Annotated in this window: 22 protein-coding genes; 19 read left to right on the top strand and 3 right to left on the bottom strand. The window is 37.4% G+C overall.

What is annotated here, in order from left to right; all coding sequences use genetic code 11:
• Window positions 1–65: 65 nt before the first annotated feature.
• The 4 genes from ACLIBG_RS10310 to thpR all read left to right on the top strand — a co-directional run bounded on the left by ACLIBG_RS10310 (window position 66) and on the right by thpR (window position 1,963).
• Entirely contained in the window at window positions 66–281 is a 216-nt protein-coding gene (locus ACLIBG_RS10310; protein WP_439312680.1) for a WYL domain-containing protein, read from the top strand.
• Window positions 282–283: 2 nt separating this feature from the next.
• Window positions 284–628: a YolD-like family protein gene (locus tag ACLIBG_RS10305; protein WP_439312679.1), complete on the top strand. Its 345-nt coding sequence runs from the start codon at window positions 284–286 to the stop codon at window positions 626–628.
• 334 nt (window positions 629–962) lie between these two features.
• Window positions 963–1,337, top strand: coding sequence for a PilZ domain-containing protein (locus tag ACLIBG_RS10300; protein ID WP_439312678.1), 375 nt, complete (start codon window positions 963–965; stop codon window positions 1,335–1,337).
• A 59-nt stretch (window positions 1,338–1,396) separates the two neighbouring features.
• Entirely contained in the window at window positions 1,397–1,963 is a 567-nt protein-coding gene (gene thpR, locus ACLIBG_RS10295; RefSeq protein ID WP_439312677.1) for an RNA 2',3'-cyclic phosphodiesterase, read from the top strand.
• Window positions 1,964–2,332: 369 nt separating this feature from the next.
• On the opposite strand, the gene rpsD is transcribed toward thpR, so the two are convergent.
• Window positions 2,333–2,935 (bottom strand): 30S ribosomal protein S4, encoded by a 603-nt coding sequence (rpsD, locus tag ACLIBG_RS10290; protein ID WP_439312676.1) that lies wholly within the window; start codon window positions 2,933–2,935, stop codon window positions 2,333–2,335.
• Window positions 2,936–3,312: 377 nt separating this feature from the next.
• Here rpsD and ACLIBG_RS10285 point away from each other — a divergent pair, with 377 nt between their 5' ends.
• Complete coding sequence (locus ACLIBG_RS10285) at window positions 3,313–5,169, top strand: diguanylate cyclase domain-containing protein (RefSeq protein ID WP_439312675.1); 1,857 nt, start codon at window positions 3,313–3,315, stop codon at window positions 5,167–5,169.
• Window positions 5,170–5,218: 49 nt separating this feature from the next.
• Here ACLIBG_RS10285 and ACLIBG_RS10280 read toward each other — a convergent pair whose 3' ends face one another.
• Window positions 5,219–5,704, bottom strand: a complete 486-nt coding sequence (locus ACLIBG_RS10280) for a GAF domain-containing protein (protein WP_439312674.1) — start codon at window positions 5,702–5,704, stop codon at window positions 5,219–5,221.
• 124 nt (window positions 5,705–5,828) lie between these two features.
• Here ACLIBG_RS10280 and refZ point away from each other — a divergent pair, with 124 nt between their 5' ends.
• The 11 genes from refZ to ACLIBG_RS10225 all read left to right on the top strand — a co-directional run bounded on the left by refZ (window position 5,829) and on the right by ACLIBG_RS10225 (window position 16,405).
• The gene (gene refZ / locus ACLIBG_RS10275) at window positions 5,829–6,437 is read left to right on the top strand and encodes a forespore capture DNA-binding protein RefZ (protein ID WP_439312673.1); all 609 of its coding nucleotides are present in this window, start codon (window positions 5,829–5,831) and stop codon (window positions 6,435–6,437) included.
• Between the two features lie 202 nt (window positions 6,438–6,639).
• Window positions 6,640–8,337 (top strand): septation ring formation regulator EzrA, encoded by a 1,698-nt coding sequence (ezrA, locus tag ACLIBG_RS10270; RefSeq protein WP_439312672.1) that lies wholly within the window; start codon window positions 6,640–6,642, stop codon window positions 8,335–8,337.
• Window positions 8,338–8,462: 125 nt separating this feature from the next.
• Window positions 8,463–9,602 (top strand): cysteine desulfurase family protein, encoded by a 1,140-nt coding sequence (locus ACLIBG_RS10265; protein ID WP_439312671.1) that lies wholly within the window; start codon window positions 8,463–8,465, stop codon window positions 9,600–9,602.
• Window positions 9,603–9,608: 6 nt separating this feature from the next.
• On the top strand, window positions 9,609–10,811 hold the full coding sequence (gene thiI / locus ACLIBG_RS10260; protein ID WP_439312670.1) for a tRNA uracil 4-sulfurtransferase ThiI: 1,203 nt from the start codon (window positions 9,609–9,611) through the stop codon (window positions 10,809–10,811).
• A 190-nt stretch (window positions 10,812–11,001) separates the two neighbouring features.
• The gene (locus tag ACLIBG_RS10255; RefSeq protein WP_439312669.1) at window positions 11,002–11,205 is read left to right on the top strand and encodes a small, acid-soluble spore protein, alpha/beta type; all 204 of its coding nucleotides are present in this window, start codon (window positions 11,002–11,004) and stop codon (window positions 11,203–11,205) included.
• Window positions 11,206–11,847: 642 nt separating this feature from the next.
• On the top strand, window positions 11,848–12,438 hold the full coding sequence (locus ACLIBG_RS10250; protein ID WP_439312668.1) for a DUF2953 domain-containing protein: 591 nt from the start codon (window positions 11,848–11,850) through the stop codon (window positions 12,436–12,438).
• A 12-nt stretch (window positions 12,439–12,450) separates the two neighbouring features.
• Window positions 12,451–12,885 carry a GerW family sporulation protein gene (ytfJ, locus tag ACLIBG_RS10245; RefSeq protein ID WP_439312667.1) on the top strand — a complete coding sequence of 145 codons (435 nt, stop codon included), beginning with the start codon at window positions 12,451–12,453 and terminating at the stop codon, window positions 12,883–12,885.
• A 104-nt stretch (window positions 12,886–12,989) separates the two neighbouring features.
• Window positions 12,990–13,490, top strand: a complete 501-nt coding sequence (tpx, locus tag ACLIBG_RS10240; protein ID WP_439312666.1) for a thiol peroxidase — start codon at window positions 12,990–12,992, stop codon at window positions 13,488–13,490.
• A 194-nt stretch (window positions 13,491–13,684) separates the two neighbouring features.
• Window positions 13,685–14,671: a class I SAM-dependent methyltransferase gene (locus ACLIBG_RS10235; protein ID WP_439312665.1), complete on the top strand. Its 987-nt coding sequence runs from the start codon at window positions 13,685–13,687 to the stop codon at window positions 14,669–14,671.
• A 17-nt stretch (window positions 14,672–14,688) separates the two neighbouring features.
• Entirely contained in the window at window positions 14,689–15,876 is a 1,188-nt protein-coding gene (locus ACLIBG_RS10230; protein ID WP_439312664.1) for an acetate kinase, read from the top strand.
• Window positions 15,877–15,895: 19 nt separating this feature from the next.
• Complete coding sequence (locus tag ACLIBG_RS10225; protein WP_439312663.1) at window positions 15,896–16,405, top strand: MogA/MoaB family molybdenum cofactor biosynthesis protein; 510 nt, start codon at window positions 15,896–15,898, stop codon at window positions 16,403–16,405.
• A 371-nt stretch (window positions 16,406–16,776) separates the two neighbouring features.
• Here the strand turns inward: ACLIBG_RS10225 and ACLIBG_RS10220 are convergent, their stop codons facing one another.
• Window positions 16,777–17,211: a universal stress protein gene (locus ACLIBG_RS10220; protein WP_439312662.1), complete on the bottom strand. Its 435-nt coding sequence runs from the start codon at window positions 17,209–17,211 to the stop codon at window positions 16,777–16,779.
• Window positions 17,212–17,339: 128 nt separating this feature from the next.
• Here ACLIBG_RS10220 and ACLIBG_RS10215 point away from each other — a divergent pair, with 128 nt between their 5' ends.
• The 3 genes from ACLIBG_RS10215 to ACLIBG_RS10205 all read left to right on the top strand — a co-directional run.
• A complete protein-coding gene (locus ACLIBG_RS10215; protein ID WP_439312661.1) occupies window positions 17,340–17,510 on the top strand; it encodes a hypothetical protein in 171 nt (56 codons plus the stop codon).
• A 163-nt stretch (window positions 17,511–17,673) separates the two neighbouring features.
• On the top strand, window positions 17,674–18,792 hold the full coding sequence (gene ald / locus ACLIBG_RS10210) for an alanine dehydrogenase (RefSeq protein WP_439312660.1): 1,119 nt from the start codon (window positions 17,674–17,676) through the stop codon (window positions 18,790–18,792).
• 491 nt (window positions 18,793–19,283) lie between these two features.
• A partial coding sequence (locus ACLIBG_RS10205; protein WP_439312659.1) for an IS110 family transposase occupies window positions 19,284–20,442 on the top strand: 1,159 nt, incomplete at its 3' end.

The following is a 20,442-nucleotide window of genomic DNA, read 5'->3' as shown; positions in this document are numbered from 1 at the left end:
GTTTTTGTTTTTAATTTATTTTTGTGATAAAATACGAACAAACGTTCTTTTTTGGAGGGGTTGTAATGAAAAAAGTTATAAAAAGAGCTGTCCAATCCAAAGAGAAAATAGATATGATTTATTTGTCAAATGACAATCAAGTTTCTCGTCGCGTCATTCGAGTATTGACTGTAGCAGATTATTATGTCAAAGCTTACTGTTATTCAAAAAGGAAAGTCAGAACATTTAAATTGGACAATATTTTATCAATAGCATCTATACGGAACAGGACGGGGGCGTAATAATGAGCATGCAGGATCGAGGCACCAAGAAATGGACATCTTTAATGCTGCCCGAGCACGTGGAAATGCTTAAGCAGGTTTTTGCGGAAACATCCTATCAGGAAAAGCCGATGTTGGATGAACAACAAAAGATGAAAATAGATCGGGAGTTGTCGGATGCTTTAAACAGAGGGGGAAGTGTAGAAATCACTGTCTATCAAAATCATCGTTTGGATAAGGTAAGTGGAAAGCCTGTATACGTGGACAAAGGGAGTGGCTATTTGCGCATAAACGATTCAAATAATCCGGAAATTCCTCTCGCTAATATTGTTGACATTGAAATGACGTTTGGGAGTGAACTTGAATAATGGCACATTTTTCAAAAGAAGTTATATTTATTAAATTTTTGGAAAATCATTTTTAATGACGTATAATACTTTTATCACGCATTAACGGGCTGTAATAACGCTATCTCTATGCTTGAAAAATGAAACGTGAAGGTGGGGGGTAAACAGCCCGTAAATCCCTGATTCTGTTCAAGGGCCTTTAGGTCATCCTTTAGGGCTAACATTCCATGGGAGAGGAAAGGAATCCCCCCATTGAATGAAGTTTCACTTTATAAACTTTCGAGATTACTTGTGGTTCCAAACACGAGTAGTTCAATTAGAAATAAAATATGAAATAGTATGGAGGCCGGATAGGATGCGATATAAGCGAAATGAGCTTTTCAGGTACACATTTGAAGAACCAATTTCAGCGCGTTTTCAAATAGGCGAAATTGACGGTAGAAAAACAACAACATCTGAAGGGGAAGCAACGATTATTAATATAAGTCAAGAAGGGCTTAAATTAAATACAAAACTGAATATACCGGAAACAGAGCGCAGAGCTATCCTCTTACTTATCTCATTTAAACTAAATGAGGAGGAGTTCCATGTTCAAGGTAGAATTGTTTGGAAAAAGGAACACTATGACAAAGTAGACTACGTAGACTACGGAATAGATTTAATTATGGATGATGACAAGAAGGAAAAATTGGTGAAACAATTAAAGTTGTATGTTAAAACAAATAAATAAAAACCAAACTTCAAGGGCATAAGATAAGGAACCTGCTCATATAGGGAAGGAGTGATTACATGACGGCTGTAGCCCATTACTTTATTGCAATTCCGCTTCCGCTATCATTAAAAAGCTTTCTTGCAAATTGGCAGGATGTTTTACAAGAAGAATGTAATTATAGAAAATGGACATATAAACACGATCTACATATTACACTTAAGTTTTTAGGAGCAGTTGAAAAAGACGAAATAGAAAATGTGCAAAAGGAATTAAGAAAATTAACGAATTTGCCCTCTTTTTCCACAACAGCAGGCTCAATTGGTGCATTTGGTAAACTGACCAAACCACGGGTACTGTGGGCCGGAGTAGAGAAAACAGAGCAAATGGAAGCGTTATATGAACAAGTGGAGACCCGTGTCGCAGCGTTAGGGTTTGCGAAGGACACAAGACCTTTTCGTCCTCACATTACGTTGGCAAAGCAGTGGGATGGACCAGTAATACCCGATCGATTAACGGAAATGAAGAAACAATATCAAAATATACAGTATGAACTGCATGTGAAAGAAATTGTGTTATATCAAATATACCCGAAGCATACACCAAAATATGAGGTGGTTGAGCAGTATCCTTTAGTGGGTTCATAAATCCGATCTGTGTAGAGAGGCTTAGCTAGGCACTCATTATTTTGCACTATTTTAAATTGCGAAAAAAATAGTGTGGTTTTTTTGTATATCTATAAAGACTACAAACAAAAAGCATAGTAAAATTTATGTGAAGTGCGTGGGGGTAGAAAGCACATCAAATATTTTTGCGATTTCTATTCAAGAATTGAATATTTCCATCCATCCGGTGTATAGAATCCAAAAAATACCACAGAAAATAAAGATACCATACCATTAAGATTGCACCTAAATTACATGAAAAGATTATATTATTCTACAAAATTCGAATAAAAAGCCACAAAACCTTATTTATAAAGGGTTTGCGGCTTTTTAGATAATGCGCTCTACTTATTAACGTGAGTAGTACTCAACAATAAGTGCTTCGTTGATTTCTGCTGGAAGCTCTGCACGTTCAGGTAGGCGTGTATAAACACCTTCCATTTTGTCTGCATCAAAAGTCAAATAATCAGGCACAAAATTGTTAACCTCGATTGCTTCTTTAATAATATCGAGATTTTTCGCTTTTTCACGAAGACCAATTACTTGATTTGGTTTTACGCGGTAAGATGGAATATCAACGCGCTTACCGTCTACTATAATGTGGCCGTGATTAACAAGCTGACGAGCTTGGTTACGTGTACGGGCTAACCCGAAACGATAAACAAGATTATCCAAGCGAGATTCGAGCAAGACCATGAAATTTTCACCATGGATCCCTTTCATTTTGCCTGCTTCATCAAAAAGATTGCGGTATTGACGCTCGTTTAAGCCGTACATAAAACGCAACTTTTGTTTTTCTTGTTGCTGTAACCCATACTCGGAAACCTTTCTTCTTTGATTTGCTCCGTGTTGACCAGGAGCGTAAGGGCGTTTATCTAATTCTTTACCTGTACCAGTTAATGAAATGCCGAGACGACGTGACTTTTTCCAAAGTGAGCCAGTAAATCGTGACATAGGACATTTCCTCCTCTATTTTTTATTGGCATAAAATAAATTTACCGTGTCCCTAACGTTGTTCATTATGTTTTCATGTACCATCGCTCCAGCAGCAGAGAGTTACACGATACACCTCAACGATCGAGGAACAAAATGAGTTCAAGCGTGGTTCACTTAGGCTACCTTTTTATTTTACACAACGTACAGTATATAAGCTTTTCTGACACAAGTCAATTAATTCTAGTTCAAAACGAAAAAAGACTTGCACATTAGACATAAAATACAATTTTAGGGATATATGACTAGGAAAAAATGACTAATTGTTATATAATGGAATGAATAAAGAGAATGTTAAATAAGGCTGAACCGTATACATAAAAGGTGGGTGTAATTGGATGGAAAATGAAAAAAACAGTTTTGCTGAGAAATTAAGAAGCAGTTTTTTTGAACTAACTCATCGCATACCCCAAACCTCCTATGAAGAAATCATTCAACAGCTGACAAAAAGATTAAATGATTTATTGAATGGTAAATATACAAGCATGTATATATACAACAATTGGGACATGGATGAACTGATCAGTCATGACCCAGAGGCACCGGCATTTATCGAAAAGGCAATTGAAAAACTAAAGCAACAAGAAAACATACATTCATTGTTTGATGATTTAAATGTGGCTTCTGAAGTGGATGTTATAAAAATTGACTTGGATAAAGGTATGTGTTGCTATTTATTTTATATATGCAAAGCGACCGAAAGATGTAGAAATTACTTCCTTCAAGCGGCTACGACGGAACTGAAACATTTTTTAAAGATTGTCCAACGTTATTACAAAGGTAAAGTAGTCGATACAAGAAGTGACTATTTGTTTGATTTACAATCCCGGTTTCATCCAACGGTACCGGTAGCGACTATTTTAGAAGAAATAAGTAAAGAAATGCACGTGTTGTATCCAACTTTTTCATATTGTTTTTTGTTATCGCAAGACTATGAGCAGTCGGATAACGTTCCGGTTAAAACAATGGAATATAGTGGTGAAGCAGCGAATTCATTAAGCACAAAGGCATTTATAACCGGTAAAATGCAGCAAAAAACGGACAAGGCTCAAGAAAAAACCTTTTTATATGCCCCATTAAACGGAAGTCAAGGCGTTTATGGGGTGATTCAAATAGCTGTTCCTAGAGTTGTAAGCATACCACACGATGAAATAGAGTTTATTAGAAGATTTGCAAATACAGCAGGATATGCGATTGAACGAGTAACACTTTATCAAAACTCCACAAGACTCGTATCTGACTTGCAACTTATCAACGATACATCTCACAAATTAAACTCTAACTTGAAACTGAATGAAATTATTCAAATAATTAAACACCAAATGGCCGCGAGCTGTCCAGACGCTCAAATAGGTTTTATTTACAGTAATGCTCGCAACGACGGGAGTTTTGAAATTTTACCAGGCAGTACGTCGTATTTTAAGAAAGATGACGGTCGTAAATTTGCAGATTTCATTTTTGGACGGATAATGAAGCAACCGAAATCGATTTTTATTGGGGATTTCACACAAGATATAGGGAAAACACCATATCGTTCTGTAATGGCTGTTCCAATGCAAATGCCAGGAAATATTTACGGTGCAATCATGGTTATGCATGAAGAGCCTTATTCTTTTTCCTTTGAAAAGTTTAAATTGATGGAATCACTTGTCCAACACGCCACATTAGCTATATCAAATACTGTGTTAAAAGAAAAACTCGAGAAAACAGCAATCACTGATTATTTGACAAAGCTTCATTCCAGAAATTATTTGGACGAAGAATTGAATAGGCATATGGCAACCGAACAACAAGGGACATTGGTGTTGTTTGATATTGATAATTTTAAATTAGTTAATGATACGTTTGGACACTATACCGGGGACAAAGTAATTATACAAATTGCTGATACGATTAAAAAATATATTAGAAAAAGTGATACGGCAGCACGATGGGGTGGAGAAGAATTTGCAATATATTTACCGGGGATTACTACTGAAGATGGTATTCAGATTGCAGAGCGAATTCGTGAAAAGGTAGAAGATGTGACCAACCCAAAAGTAACGCTTTCATGCGGGATATCGACTTGGATAGAAAGTCGCGAAGACTCCGTCAGAGATTTGTTTATACGAGCGGATAAAGCACTCTATGAGGCGAAAGGAACAGGTAAAAATCGAGTAGTAAGTGATAAAGAAAAGAAGCAGAAAAGTTCTTGATAAGTAAAAAGATGGAAGGCAGCTGCTTAATAAGATAGCTGCCTTCCACTTATTTGTTTAAAATAGACTCGAGTATACGGACAAATTTTTCGAGATAAAGTTGGTCTGTTTCATTAAATCGAGCTTTAACAGGACTATCAATGTCAAGTACCCCAAATAGCTCGTCTTGTATTATTATAGGGACAACAATTTCGGATTGACTGGCACTGTCGCAAGCGATATGTCCTGGAAAAAGCATAACATCATCAACAAGTTGTGTCGCACGTTCTTTTATTGCTGTACCGCAAACCCCTTTACCATACGGAATCCGAACGCAGGCAGGTAACCCTTGAAAAGGCCCCAATACTAATTCGTTGTGCTTCCATAAATAAAATCCAACCCAATTGACCTCTTCGAGAAACTGATTTAATAGTGCAGATGCATTGGATAAAATAGCAATAGAATTGTCCTCGTCTTCCATTAGACTTTCCAATTGCTTTAACAAGAGTTCATAATCCTTAACGGTATTACCAGAATAAGCAGTTTTTATAAACATAAATCATTATCCCTTTCAGTTATTTTTATTAATATTCGACAATCCATGTAAAAGATGTCGATAACTTCATGCAGGAATCGTCGTTTCTTTGTCGTATTCTATTACTATAAAGGGGTGAAAATCAATGAAAGTGAATCAATCTAAACAAAAAGTAATTGATGCGGCCTCGTTACTGTTTTTTCAAAACGGTTTTCATGGGACATCAGTCAGAGATATTGCAGATAAGGCATCCGTTAACGTTTCGTTAATCAGCTATTACTTTAAAAGCAAACAAGGACTGCTTGAATATGCCGTTACTCGGTATTATGAAAGCTACCTGACAGCAATAGAAGGAACATTACAGCAGAGCAAATCTGAACCAGCGTTGGAACAACTTAAAAAATTGATAGATTCTATCATACAATATAAACAGGCTAATCACCAATTTACATGCTTCGTTCATCGTGAATTGACACTTGACTCGATTTTCGTACGGGAAATGGCCGTCACCTACTTAGCTAAGGAACATCATTTAATTAGTAAAGTATTTTTTGCTACATTGAAAAAAGGAAAACAAACAGATGAGAAAGAGTTTTTATTAATGCAATTAAAAGGAATGCTAATTACGCCTTATGTACTGAAAAATGATTGGAAAGATAAAGTGATTGGCACATATTCCCATCAACAATTTGCCCATAAATATACGGAAATAATTTATCGTTGGCTTGATTATATTATAAAGGGAAGCATGTAAAAATAGCGGACCTTGTTGAAACGACTTCAAGTTTGTCAAAAAAACAATTTTTTTGTATATTTTTAGCCAAAAATGTTGTGAACATGGTATCATTAATTATATAGTGTTAAGTAAGAATAAAATTTTATAATACATATATTTTTCGTGATAGAATGTAAAAAATAATATCCTTCTATATAGAAAAATAGCAAGGAGGTAAGAAATGGCCTACATAATAGGAGTTATCCTGGCTATCATCGTATTAATTATTATTGGCCTTATTTTACGCAAACGAGTTTATGAAACGGTTGACCAGCATGAAAGCTGGAAACTGGATATAATGAATCGGAATGTTGCAGCTGAAATAGCGCGTATGAAAAACTTGAATTTATCTGGAGAGACGAAAGAAAAGTTCGAGATGTGGAAAGATCGCTGGGAATATATCGTAACGAAAGAACTCCCAGATGTGGAAGAATATCTATTTGACGCGGAAGAGGCGGCGGATCGTTATCGTTTTCGAACAGCAAACAAAATCTTGCGTAAAATTGAACAAGTCCTTCATTCGATTGAGAAGGACATTGGTCAAATCCTGCTGGAGCTTGAAGAGCTGTTAAAAACGGAAGAGGAAAGTCGCAAGGAAGTAGAACAACTTCAGCCATTAATCAAAGATTTGCGAAAAACGCTTTCGCAAAACCGTTTTCAGTATGATAAAGCCGAAGTGCGGTTTGATGTAGAGATTGATGAACTGGAAGATGAGCTGAAGGAATATTACGAACAGGTGGCTTCCGGCAGTTATAGTGAAGCAAAAGAAATTGTTAATCAATTGAATGAGCGGATTAATGAGCTTGAAAAAGAGCTAAATGAATTTCCCGAAATATATCGGCTGTGCAGGCATGATTTACCGGCCCAGCTGGATGATTTGCATGCCGGATTAAGGAGTATGAAAGAAGAAGGATACCGAGTTGAACATCTCGGTTTTGAAAAAGAGATTAACGACTACCAAAGCCGATTATTGGATTGTGTGCATGCTTTAGAAAAAAGCGGAACGGAAGAAGTGAAAAAAACTCTTCCTGAACTGGAAGAGAGAATACAAGAAATGTATCAGCTTTTGGAAAAAGAAGCCCTTGCGAAAAATTATTTGGAAACAAAGATCCCTGGGTACCAATCGACGCTTAGTGAGTTTTCGAATCTTTTTCAGGGTACGAAAGAAGAAGTGGAACAATTGCGAAGTGCTTACTATTTTGAGGATCATGACACGGAAAAATATTTAACTTTAGAAAAAATGATCGACCAGTTGAACAATCAATTACAAGAAATAAAAGAGGATATGGATAATAAAAGTCTCGCTCATTCCGAATTAAGGAATCGACTTGAAGAAGGTTTCGCGCAGTTGGAAAAACTTCAAGAAGAGCACGAACAATTGAAAAAACGAATTAACAACCTGCGCAAGGACGAGCTGGAGGCAAAAGAAAAACTGACGGAAATGCGCGATCAAATTCAATATATACATCGTAAACTGACCAAAAGTAATATCCCGGGTGTACCAAACTACATATGGAATCTAATGGAAAGTGCAATTGAAAAAAATGATCGTGTATTTCAAGCATTGGAAAAGCAACCATTGGATATAAGTGCAGTTCAGCAAGCGTTATCCAAGGCGAACAAGGCCGTCAGTGAAGCAATGGATAAAACCGACGTTATGCTTGAACAAGCTTATTTAACTGAACAAGTGATTCAATATGCGAACAGATATCGAAGCGCTTATCCCGTATTGGCTGGCAAGCTGCATGAATCGGAGCGGTTATTTCGCTCAAATGAGTATGAGCTTGCGTTGGAACAAGCAGCCGCGGCTGTGGAAGAGATTGAGCCAGGCGCTTTAAAGAAAATCGAAAAAAATCAGGAAGCAATTGCACAATTGTAGTTAAATATTGGCAACATATAAGTAAAAGACTGCCTTTCAGAGAAGAATAACATCAAACGCTTCTGCTCTGGAGTCAGTCTTGTTTATTGCCTGAAATGCCACAGAAGGGTGAGGGACAAAAGAAAATGATTTATTTGGACAATAGTGCCACAACCGAGCCTGATCACTCTGTTGTACAAAGCTTTCAGCAGGTGACAGAACGTTTTTTTGCCAATCCATCCTCTCTTCACCATCTAGGAGGCGAAGCGGAAAAGCTGTTAATAAAGGCAAGAGATCAAGCATCGTATATACTTGGAGTGAATGCAGATGAAATTATTTTTACTTCGGGTGGTACAGAAGGAAACAATCTCGCTATTAAAGGAATTGCATTGCAGCATCAAAAGCGAGGAAAACATATTATTACAACTACAATCGAACATCCATCTGTATTCGATACATTGCGTAGCATGGAGAAACTTGGATTTGATGTCACTTATTTACCTGTTAACAATCAAGGAGTCATTTCAGTAGTTGATCTTGAGCGCGCTATCCGTCCTGATACGATACTTGTAAGTGTGATGCATGTCAATAATGAAATTGGATCTATTCAACCGATAACAGAAATTGGCGATTTATTAAAAAAACATCCCAAAATTTTTTTCCATGTGGATGATGTACAAGGATTGGGTAAAGTATCGCTGGGATTGAAAAAAAACGGTATTGATCTATGTACGTATTCTGGTCATAAAATACACGGTTTAAAAGGGACGGGCATGTTATATGTAAAAAACGGAACAACGTTATTCCCGTTATTTCATGGTGGAAATCAAGAGTTTGGAATTCGTTCAGGAACGGAAAATGTCGCCGGATATGTTTCGTTCGTTAAGGCGTTACGTCTCATAAAAGAAAGCGAAAGCCAAATGAGCGAAAAGCTCTATAAACTCCAACATTATGCAATAGAACAATTGAAAAAGATGGATGAAGTTATCGTAAACACACCATATGGAGCAGCTCCGCATATTATTAATATTTCGGTACCAAAACTAAAGCCGGAAGTCGTTATTCATATGCTAAGTGAAGAAAAGATTTTTGTGTCTACAAAGTCAGCTTGCTCTTCTAAACAAACAGATGAAAGTAGGGTGTTAGCCGCTTGTGGTTACCCGCCTTCCAGAACATCTTCTGGTTTGCGTATCAGTCTGTCTTACCACAACACAAAAGAAGAATTAAGTACCTTTGTACAAGTGTTAGAAAAATCCTTGAAACAATTAAAGACCGTATTGGAGTAGATTATTATGCAATATGACCATATATTAATTCGTTATGGGGAAATTGGTTTAAAAGGAAAAAATATAAGAAAATTTCTAGTTCGTTTACAGGAGAATATCCAGTATAAACTAAAAGAGTTTTCAAATATAAAAGTGAAGCGCACACAAGGAAGAATGTTCGTTTTATTAAACGGTCACGACCCTTATGCAGTTATGGATAAATGTAAACACATCTTTGGCATTTCCAGTCTCAGCTTGGCGATTAAAGCACAAAATGATGTCGACTTAATAAAAGAAGCAGCTTTGTTCGCGTTACAAAACAGTACAGATACTGAAACATTTAAAGTATCTGTCAAACGGGTGAACAAACAGTTCCCGATTCCTTCGCAAGAAATGAATCATGTGCTTGGGAGTCATCTGTTAACGCAAACAACAAATTACCGTGTAAACGTACATGAGCCGGATATTGAAATCAAAGTGGAAATTAGAGAAGAAGCGACCTATATTACATCTGAAACGATTCCCGGCCCCGGTGGCTTACCTGTTGGGACCGGTGGCAAAACATTACTTTTATTATCCGGTGGAATTGACAGTCCGGTTGCCGGTTATTTAGCAATGAAACGCGGTGTTCAAGTAGAGATGATTCATTTTCACTCGCCTCCTTTTACAAGTGAACGTGCAAAACAGAAAGTTATTGACTTAACGAAACAATTAACAGCCTATGGTAGCTCTATCAACATTCATATGATCCCATTTACAAAGCTGCAGCAGGAGATTGTTCGAGTAATTCCAAATGAATACACAATGACAATTATGCGTCGTGTAATGCTTAGAATCAGCGAAGTCGTATGCAAAAAAGAATCAATTTTATCCATGACGACTGGTGAAAATTTAGGACAAGTAGCGAGTCAAACAATGGAAAGTATGCATACCATTAATGAAGTAAGCAATTATCCAATATTAAGACCGTTAATTACAATGGACAAAAAAGACATTATAGACGTTGCAAAGCAAATAAATACGTACGATATATCGATTCGTCCGTATGAAGACTGTTGTACAATTTTTGTTCCAAAGTCACCGAAAACAAATCCGAAACGGGATAAAGCCAGTTACTTTGAAAAGCGAGCCGATTTTTCGGAATTAATTAGTGAAACAGTAAATCAAGCTGAAACGATTACTATTTCTGACTTGGATACAATGGAAAAGTCGATGGAAGATTTATTTTAGCAATGATCACGTAAGAAAATCAGCGTTTTCATCCTTTTCCATTCCCATGTCTATAAGGAAACTTCATTTGTACTATTTTCTATTGTTCTTTCCATATATTCTTCATTTGCTAACAACAACTACCAATTTTTAAAATGCATGAATCATCTTCTTGGTGCACATGATAAGCGTACCAAGGAGGTGAATGATCATGGCAAACCAAAACAATTCAAACCAATTGGTAGTTCCCGGTGCACAACAAGCGTTGGATCAAATGAAAACGGAAATTGCACAAGAGTTTGGTGTCCAGCTTGGTCCTGATACAACATCACGCGGGAATGGTTCTGTAGGTGGAGAAATTACAAAACGTCTTGTTACAATGGCACAACAGCAATTTGGCGGAACTCAACAATAACTGAATATAAAATGGCACAAGAAGGGTTGCTCCAATTTAGGGGTAACCCTTTTTTTAAAAGGTAAGAATGTATAAAATTTTGCGCATAGCTGTCTAGCTTCGACATACAAATGTTCTCGGTGGGACGAGAATTCACGCGCAGTCCCAGGACGCGGCGTTCTAAGCCTGCTAGCCCAGAAACTAGGCAACTTCCCGTAGCTCCTTACGATAAAGTAGACTTGACGATGGCTTTAGACAGAGGCTTAGTCGCCCTTATGCCTTTGGGTGAAATTCATCATCGATTCCATAAGGGAAGGCCAACTAAATACGGCCTCCCGCGCCAACGTTGGCATACCCCTTTTGCAGGGGCATGATTCCTTTATCTGGGATGATTTGGAATGTTCGATTAAAACCGCCACTTTGCGTGGCAAATCTTTACGGTGGGGCGAAAGCGAAGCTACAGTCTCAACATCGAACCACCAGCTCCCGTCTGCGCAGTCGCTACGTTTCTAAGCAGGGCGCTTGCGTATTTCTTATTAATCAAAGCAAACTATTTAGCTGGTTTTGCTAGTTCATTTTTCAATTCGTTGCTCCATTTTTTGTTAATCCCTGCATAAATGAAAAGAAGCTCCACAAAATAGGAGGAAAAAAAGGAGTATACTCGTGCTTCCATACTTTGGAATTGGTATTGTATTGCTTTTATTGTTTATTACCTTTCTATTTATGCGTATATACATCTCATGCAACATCGTCTATACAGTCGACGAGCAATTTATTATAATCCGTATCCACCTATCGCGTTTGCAAGTTTATAAAAAGGTAATTTTGCTTGAAGAAGATATTGAACGAGAACAAACAAAACAATCAAGCATATCTCATTTGTTTCATTCTTTTCGGAATAAAAGCAAGAAATTCATTCAATATTTGAAGCAATTGTCCAATTCGGCAACTATTTTATTTCATTATGTCCACGTTCACCGCGTGAAGTGGCATACAAATATTGGAACAGGGGAGGCAAGTACAACCGCTGTTTCAACAGGCAGTTTATGGAGTCTAAAAGGTATTATTACTCGTATGATTACAGGGCAATCCGTACTTATGTGCCGCCCAGATATTTTCGTCTTTCCAAAATATAATCAAGTTACATTTCAGTCGACATTTGACTGTATGGTATCTTTAAATGTCGGGAAAGCTATTGTTGCGATTTTCAGGATATTAAAAAAGACAAAAATAAAAAAAGAAGTATTTACTTAGGAGGTCATATTAATGGAAGAGCATCCAATTCAAGGTTTAATGACGACAGCAATGGAAAATTTAAAAGATATTGTAGAAGTAAATACGATCATCGGTGATCCTGTTGAATCACCGGATGGAAGCATGATCATACCAGTTTCAAAACTTGGAGTAGGCTTTGCGGCCGGGGGAAGTGAATTCAATGCCAGTCAGAGCAACGACGGCGATAGTAGCTCCAATGAATCGATGTTGCCGTTTGGAGGAGGAAGTGGTGGAGGTGTATCCATTAACCCTGTTGCTTTTCTAGTTGTAAGCAAAAAAGGAGTAAATATTATTCATATTGATGAAAATACCCATATATATGAAAAAATGATCGATCATGCTCCGCAAGTCGTTGAGAAAGTGCGCCAACTGTTAAAAAGTGATAGTAAAGAAAAAGACGATCAATCTGGAAACTATGAAATTTAATTATCGATTATCATCACACTACAACTTGTATCATTGGACAGATAAAAAATACTCCTTCATACTAAAAGCAGAACATTTAAATATATCAAAAAGGAGCGATTAAAATGGTACAAGTAACATTTAATGGTGATCCAGTTACACTTGTAGGGACGGCAATAAAAGTTGGAGATGAAGCACCGGATTTTAACGTGCTCTCAACTGATTTGGGACAAGTAACACTTAGCGACTTCAAGGATAATGTGAAATTAATTAGTGTTGTACCTTCTGTGGATACAGGGGTTTGTGCTACACAAACAAAACGATTTAATGAAGAGGCAGAAAAACTAGGTGATGTTCAGGTGTTGACCGTCAGCATGGATTTGCCATTCGCTCAAAACCGATGGACTGAAAGTAATGATATTCAAAACTTGAAAATATTGTCTGATCATCGTGATGCTGATTTTGGAAAAAAGTATGGTGTGTTAATTAAAGAATTACGCCTATTGTCAAGATCTGTTTTCGTCGTCGATAAAAATAATCAAGTGTCTTATGTGCAATATGTGAATGAAGTAACTGACCATCCCGATTATGATGCAGTGATCGACCATATTAAAAACAAGATGTAAGGAACGGTATAAATTTATATAGTGTACGGAAAAGAAAAGCTCTCCCTTGACTATGGGGAGAGCTTTAGCTGTGTTAGGGCCAATACTTAAATGGACAATCTATTTAAAACACACCTTAAATAAAGCTTTAGTATACAATTTCAAGCAAACATTTGATACAATACGCTTTAGGTATAAAGAATGGAGGTTCAAGCATGCCACAATCAACCGTTGAAGTATTATTTGAATGGATTGATACGACTACAAACATGGTACAAACTCAAGTAAATGAACCGTATTTGGAAAGCTTGATTATATCAATGGAACTGGCGATGTATGGAGAAATACCAGCGGATATAGATGAAGTTTTACTACAAAAATTAAAGCACAAAGATGATAAAATATCCAGCATCGCTTTTCAACCGGAAGAATTACGTAAGGCATTTCAACTGGCTGTTTTAAAAGGAATGAAAGATTCTACACAACCACAACATGTAATGACACCGGACACAATTGCAATGCTGATGGGTTATTTGGCAGAAAAAGTAACTGCAAAAAAAGAGCAGATCCGGATTTTTGATCCTGTTGTCGGTACAGCTAATTTGCTTACTATTGTAATGGATCAACTAAACGCCAATTTAACCGCTTATGCTAATGAAATCGATCCAACATTACTTCGACTATCTGTTCTACAGGCAAATTTACAAAAGAAAGAAATTGAAATTTTCCATCAGGACAGTTTGCGTCCTTTTTTGCTGGATCCGGTTGATGTAGTTGTTGCTGATTTACCGGTTGGCTATTATCCCGATCAAATGCGAGCGCAGGAATTTGAACTAGGTATGAAAAATGAACATTCTTATGCGCATCATTTGTTAATTGAACAAAGCATGATGTACACAAAAAACGGTGGGTTTTTATTATTCCTTATCCCCGAATTTTTGTTTGATAGTGACCAATCCAGCCAATTGCACGAATACTTACATAAGCAGGCACATATCGTTGGGCTGTTTGAACTGCCGGAGAGTGCGTTTAAATCAAAACAGCATAAAAAAAGTATATTACTCTTACAAAAAAAGGGAGACCAAACGGAATCCCCAACGCAACCATTGCTTGTAAAAATACCTGCACTGAATAATACAGCAGCAATGGAAGACATTTTAAATAAAATTAATGCATGGTTTGCGGATATAACAGAGAGATAAAAGAATGGGGGATTCGTGTGACAAAAATATTAGCAATTAATGCAGGTAGCTCCTCTTTGAAATTTCAATTCTTCCAAATGCCGGAGGAAAGCATTTTGGCGAAAGGTTTGATTGAACGGATTGGATTAACGGATTCTATCTTTACAATGGAAGTCAATGGAAGTAAGGAAAAGGAAACAAATGATATAAAAAATCATGAAGCGGCAGTAAAAATTGTCTTGAATAAATTGATAGCGTTTGAGGCGATTAAATCATTGGATGAAATAGATGCAATCGGTCATCGGGTTGTACATGGCGGAGAACATTTCAGTGATTCCGTTTTAATTACAGAAAAGGTTATTCAAATTATTGAAGAAGTATCGGAGCTGGCGCCATTACACAATCCGGCCAATTTGACAGGTATTTATGCTTTCCGGGAATTACTTCCAGAAGTTCCAATGATAGCTGTGTTTGACACAGCGTTTCATCAAACAATGCCGGAAAAATCTTATCTTTACAGCATTCCGTATACATATTATGAAAGTTATAAAATTAGGAAATATGGTTTTCATGGCACTTCACATAAGTATGTTTCTCATCGTGCAGCAGAATTGCTGCAAACACCATTGGATAAATTACGATTAATCTCTTGTCATTTAGGTAACGGTGCGAGTATAACGGCTATTCAAGATGGTAAGTCGATAGATACTTCTATGGGGTTTACTCCACTTGCTGGCGTTACAATGGGGACACGTTCCGGAGATATTGATCCGGCAATTATTCCGTATTTAATGGAAAAAACAAACATGTCAGCAATAGAAGTTATAGATGTTTTAAATAAAAAAAGTGGTATGCTCGCTTTGTCTGGTTTTTCAAGTGATCTACGAGATATTGAAGAACAAATGGACGAAAATAATAGAGCTGAGCTCGCGTTGGAGGTTTTTGCAGCAAGAATTCATCAATTCATTGGTTCATATGCTGCGAAAATGGCAGGAGTAGATGCAATTATTTTCACAGCCGGCGTTGGGGAGAATAGCGATGTCATACGTAAAAAAGTGTTAACCGGTTTGGAGTTTATGGGAGTTTATTGGGATCCATCATTGAATAGAATCCGTGGAAAAGAAGGATTCATTAATTATCCTCACTCACCGGTAAAAGTAATTGTCATTCCAACTGACGAGGAAGTTATGATTGCAAGAGACACGCGAAGACTTATGAATTCATAAATCATGGAGGTGAGAACTGTTGTCTATACATAAACATAAAAAACAGACAAAACCGATAAAATGTATGGTAGTTACCATTAGTGATACTCGTACTATCGAAACAGACAAAAGTGGAAATTTAATTATAGAATTACTGGAAAATGCGGGACATGTTGTCGAAAAGCGAAAAATAATTCCGGACCAACCAGAGAAAATAAGTCAGGTGATCGAAGAAGGCGCTCATACGTCAGAGGTTGATGCGATCATTACGACTGGGGGTACAGGTATTGCTGCACGCGATGTTACAATTGAAGTAGTCCAAAAAATGCTGGATAAAGAAATAACCGGTTTCGGCGAATTATTTCGAATGCTGAGTTATACGGAAGATATTGGTTCTGCGGCACTTTTATCACGAGCAATAGCTGGGGTTTATACCAACACGGCTATCTTTGCGATACCCGGATCTTCCGGAGCAGTAAAGCTGGCAATGAATAAATTGATTTTACCTGAACTTGTTCATATCGTTAATGAAATAAAAAAAGATCTGTAAGACCGAACGTGTTTCAGCATATTGATTTTTTAGTGACAAGTGAGTTTGAAATAAAAAAGGCTGGGACATATCGAAGTTGGTAAGTTTAAAAATCCAAATAATGAACCAAATAAGCTCTGGAAATATACGTAGACTTCTGCAGGAGGAAAGGCATCGGTGAGACACTGGAAGAGCGTTAGCTCTGAGGAGCCTCACCAGCCGCCTGCGGCAAAGAAGACACCGTGAATGCAGCGCATGAACGGATGTCGCGCTTGTGCCCTGCGGGTGAAAGCGAAGTATATTTCCGGAGCGAAGGCATACTCTAAATTTAATTGTTCGGTTTTTTACTTGATAAAATACTTTTGTCCCAACCCCTTATGCGCTATTTAGTATTAACGTACAACTAAAACATCGCAAGAGGCATGTCTTGCAATATTTTCCGATACACTACCGATGAGAAAACGTTCTACAGCGTTTAACCCCGTAGCACCACATATAATTAAATCAGCGTCAAATTCTTTTGCAATATCCTTTGAAATGACAACTCGAGGTGACCCGTATTTAATGGATGTTAAAATATTATGAACACCGTTCGCTTTTGCATCTTCCGAATAACTGTCCAGCAACTCTTTAGCATGGTGTTCGGCTCGCTCAGATAATGTTCTGTCATAAGCTTCAGCGGTGGCAAAAGTTCTGGAGTCAACTACATGTGTAATAATTAAACGTGCATTATTGTCTTTAACCATATCTAATGATTTTTTAAACGCCTTTTCTGCGGCTTCAGATCCATCTACTGCGACGACAATGTTTTTGTAGTTAAGCTTCATCATATAGACCTCCTTTATTATTTACATACCCTCTACACCGAATTATAACCTATCCTACGCCAAAAATGGAATATTTTTAAATGAATTGTTACATATTTTTGTACATACTAAATAAAGAGGTGATATAAATGGAGAAGAAAAAGGGTAATAAAAACGGAAATAAAATTGAAAAATATAAAAATGAAAAAGATATTGATGTAGTAAAAAATCAAGTAATGGAAAGTTATCAAGACGGAGTAATCGAAGACCAGCTGGACAACAACCGAGGTATATATACGTTTAATAACCAAAAAAAATAGTGGAAATCATCCCTTTAAAATGAAAAAGCTGCTCAGATAACAGAATAATGCATAAAAATTATGAATAATTATGATGATTTTTGTATACTTTTTTGTTACAATATAGTAGCTTCAGGTATATATACCAAATAACAGAAAATTTATTAAAGGGATGGTGTACTGAATGAAAATAGGAGTACCAAAGGAAATATTAAATAACGAGAATAGAGTTGCAATGACTCCTTCAGGAGTCCATTCATTAGTAGGTGCTGGTCATGATGTTTATGTACAGGCAGGGGCAGGCCTTGGATCTACTTTTACCGATGAGGAATATGTAGAAGCAGGAGCAACAATTGTATCCACCGCCAAGGAAGCTTGGTCTCAGGAAATGGTTTTGAAAGTAAAAGAGCCTTTAGCGGAAGAATATGATTATTTTTACGAAGGACAAATTATTTTCACTTATTTACACTTAGCTTCTCATCCGGAGTTAACAAAAGCGTTAATGGATAAAAAAGTAACAGCAATAGCATATGAAACAGTTCAACTTGATAACAACGCTTTACCACTTTTGGCACCGATGAGTGAAGTTGCCGGCTATATGGCGACACAAATCGGCGCTCAGTTTTTAGAAAAAACAAAAGGCGGAAAAGGGGTTCTTTTAGGTGGAATTCCAGGGGTTAAAAGAGGAAAAGTAACGGTTATTGGTGGTGGAAACGTCGGTGCTAATGCCGCTAAAATTGCAGTAGGATTAGGCGCTAACGTTACATTGTTTGATTTGAATCCAGCCCGTCTGAAAGAATTGGATGAATATTTTGGTTCTAAAGTAAATGTGCTGATGTCTAATCCAATGGATGTGGCAGAAGCAGTTAAAGCGTCCGATCTAGTGATTGGTTCCGTTCTAATTCCGGGAGCAAAAGCACCAGTGCTTGTATCGGAAGAAATGATCCAAGGCATGTCGGAAGGCTCAGTTGTTGTTGACGTTGCAATTGACCAAGGCGGAAACTTTGCAACAAGTGATCGAATTACGACACATGATGAACCAACTTTTGTAAAACATGGTGTAGTGCACTATACAGTTGCGAACATGCCTGGAGCAGTACCAAAAACGTCGACAATCGGCTTAACAAACGCTACAGTTCCTTACGCAATGCAAATTGCCAATAAAGGATATAAACAAGCTTCTATCGATAATGGTGCATTGCAGAAAGGCATTAACGTTTTGAATGGAAAAATTACTTCTAAAGGTGTCGCTGATGCACTCGGATTTGAGTATCATGCAGCTTCTGATTTAATACAACAATAATAGTAGCGTAAAAAGGGCGTATCACTTATGTGGTGCGTCTTTCTTAAAAGAGAGGAAATTATAAATCTTGCTATAGCTTTCTAACTTAAGCGCACAACCCCTCGAGGTCTTAAGCAATAACCATTCGTGGCAAAAATTGCCCCTACCTACGATTTCTTACTTAAGCATGTCCAGCTGACTAGGGCGCTTGCGCTTTTTTAAAAGGTAAGAAACCACCATGGCTCGCCTTGAGCGAGCCACCATCTATCATGAAAATGAATTTTTAATCTTGATTGGGAGTATACCTTTATTATTTAATGACAATACAGTTAATAACAATACGACCAGATCGAAAATACAATGGTGGATCCTCAAAAGGGATTACCCCGCGTAAGAAACTGGTTGTGGCAGTACAGAAGTACCATCTATTGTGACTTGATCACGTATACAAAAATTTCGCAAGAAAACTACTGTCATTTGTATTGTTAATTTGATGATGAGGTGATTCTCCCATGGAAGCAATGATTGAGAGATGTGCAGGTTTGGATGTGCACCAGGAAACAGTGGTCGCTTGTGTCTTATATGGTCCCTTAGACAAACGACCAAAAAAGTCCATCGAATCTTTTTCAACATCTACAAAAGGTTTATTAAAACTAAATGATTGGTTGACATCGATGAAAGTAACGGATGCCGTGATGGAAAGTACGGGTGTTTATTGGAAACCGGTATGGAATATTCTCGAAAATCACTTTCGTCTTGTGCTTGCCAATGCCAAACATGTAAAGAATGTCCCGGGAAGGAAAACGGATGTTAAAGATGCCGAGTGGTTAGCCAAACTATTACGAAGCGGACTCATTGAAGGTAGCTTTGTCCCACCTGAAGATATTCGGGATTTACGGGACCTTACCCGTTACCGTAAAAAGCTGGTTAATAACCGTACGGCTGAACAGAATCGTATCCATAAAATTCTTCAGGATGCCAACATCAAACTTACTTCTGTTCTATCTAATATTTTTGGTAAATCGGGGCGTAAAATATTAGAGGCCATTATAAATGGTGAAAAAATCGAAGTGAAGGAACTTCAAAAAATGGTGCATAAGCGTGTAAAGGCCAGTCTAACAGACATAGCGGAATCCATCAATGGTCGAATTCGCCGTCATCATCGGGATATGCTTCGCTATCATTGGGAACACATGATATATCTGGAGAAAACATTGAGAAACTTAGAAGAACAAATCGACCAATGTTTAGAACCCTATCGGAAAGAAGTAGAGCTTCTTGATACCATTCCTGGTGTAAACAAGGATTCAGCCGCTGTATTTGTTGCCGAGATGGGTGTTGATATGTCCGTCTTCGATAATTGTCCCAAACGTGCTGCATCGTGGGCAGGTGTAAGTCCAGGGAATAATGAAAGTGCCGGAAAAAAAAAGAACACAAAAGTGCCAAAAGGGAATAAAGCGTTAAAAACGACGGCAATAGAATGTGTATTAGGCACATCGAGACAGCATAATCGAATAACCGCACATCGAAAAAGAATAGCCAAACGACAAGGAAAGAAAAAAGCAAATATGGCTTCGGCACATTTACTTTTAACCATTGCTTTCAATATTTTAAAGACAGGAGAACCTTATCATGAACTGGGACCAAATTATGTACAACAGCACCATAAAA

It is taken from the genome of Virgibacillus sp. W0181, from assembly GCF_051846915.1.
Lineage (GTDB): Bacteria > Bacillota > Bacilli > Bacillales > Amphibacillaceae > JBPYCR01.
This window is presented reverse-complemented; position numbering and strand designations above follow the sequence as displayed.

What these genes read in the sequence shown, in the direction of transcription:
- ACLIBG_RS10310 (WP_439312680.1), top strand. Translation starts at nt 66, where the DNA reads ATGAAAAAAGTTATAAAAAGAGCTGTCCAATCCAAAGAGAAAATAGAT.
- ACLIBG_RS10305 (WP_439312679.1), top strand. Translation starts at nt 284, where the DNA reads ATGAGCATGCAGGATCGAGGCACCAAGAAATGGACATCTTTAATGCTG.
- ACLIBG_RS10300 (WP_439312678.1), top strand. Translation starts at nt 963, where the DNA reads ATGCGATATAAGCGAAATGAGCTTTTCAGGTACACATTTGAAGAACCA.
- thpR (WP_439312677.1), top strand. Translation starts at nt 1,397, where the DNA reads ATGACGGCTGTAGCCCATTACTTTATTGCAATTCCGCTTCCGCTATCA.
- rpsD (WP_439312676.1), bottom strand. Translation starts at nt 2,935, where the DNA reads ATGTCACGATTTACTGGCTCACTTTGGAAAAAGTCACGTCGTCTCGGC.
- ACLIBG_RS10285 (WP_439312675.1), top strand. Translation starts at nt 3,313, where the DNA reads ATGGAAAATGAAAAAAACAGTTTTGCTGAGAAATTAAGAAGCAGTTTT.
- ACLIBG_RS10280 (WP_439312674.1), bottom strand. Translation starts at nt 5,704, where the DNA reads ATGTTTATAAAAACTGCTTATTCTGGTAATACCGTTAAGGATTATGAA.
- refZ (WP_439312673.1), top strand. Translation starts at nt 5,829, where the DNA reads ATGAAAGTGAATCAATCTAAACAAAAAGTAATTGATGCGGCCTCGTTA.
- ezrA (WP_439312672.1), top strand. Translation starts at nt 6,640, where the DNA reads ATGGCCTACATAATAGGAGTTATCCTGGCTATCATCGTATTAATTATT.
- ACLIBG_RS10265 (WP_439312671.1), top strand. Translation starts at nt 8,463, where the DNA reads ATGATTTATTTGGACAATAGTGCCACAACCGAGCCTGATCACTCTGTT.
- thiI (WP_439312670.1), top strand. Translation starts at nt 9,609, where the DNA reads ATGCAATATGACCATATATTAATTCGTTATGGGGAAATTGGTTTAAAA.
- ACLIBG_RS10255 (WP_439312669.1), top strand. Translation starts at nt 11,002, where the DNA reads ATGGCAAACCAAAACAATTCAAACCAATTGGTAGTTCCCGGTGCACAA.
- ytfJ (WP_439312667.1), top strand. Translation starts at nt 12,451, where the DNA reads ATGGAAGAGCATCCAATTCAAGGTTTAATGACGACAGCAATGGAAAAT.
- tpx (WP_439312666.1), top strand. Translation starts at nt 12,990, where the DNA reads ATGGTACAAGTAACATTTAATGGTGATCCAGTTACACTTGTAGGGACG.
- ACLIBG_RS10235 (WP_439312665.1), top strand. Translation starts at nt 13,685, where the DNA reads ATGCCACAATCAACCGTTGAAGTATTATTTGAATGGATTGATACGACT.
- ACLIBG_RS10220 (WP_439312662.1), bottom strand. Translation starts at nt 17,211, where the DNA reads ATGAAGCTTAACTACAAAAACATTGTCGTCGCAGTAGATGGATCTGAA.
- ACLIBG_RS10215 (WP_439312661.1), top strand. Translation starts at nt 17,340, where the DNA reads ATGGAGAAGAAAAAGGGTAATAAAAACGGAAATAAAATTGAAAAATAT.
- ald (WP_439312660.1), top strand. Translation starts at nt 17,674, where the DNA reads ATGAAAATAGGAGTACCAAAGGAAATATTAAATAACGAGAATAGAGTT.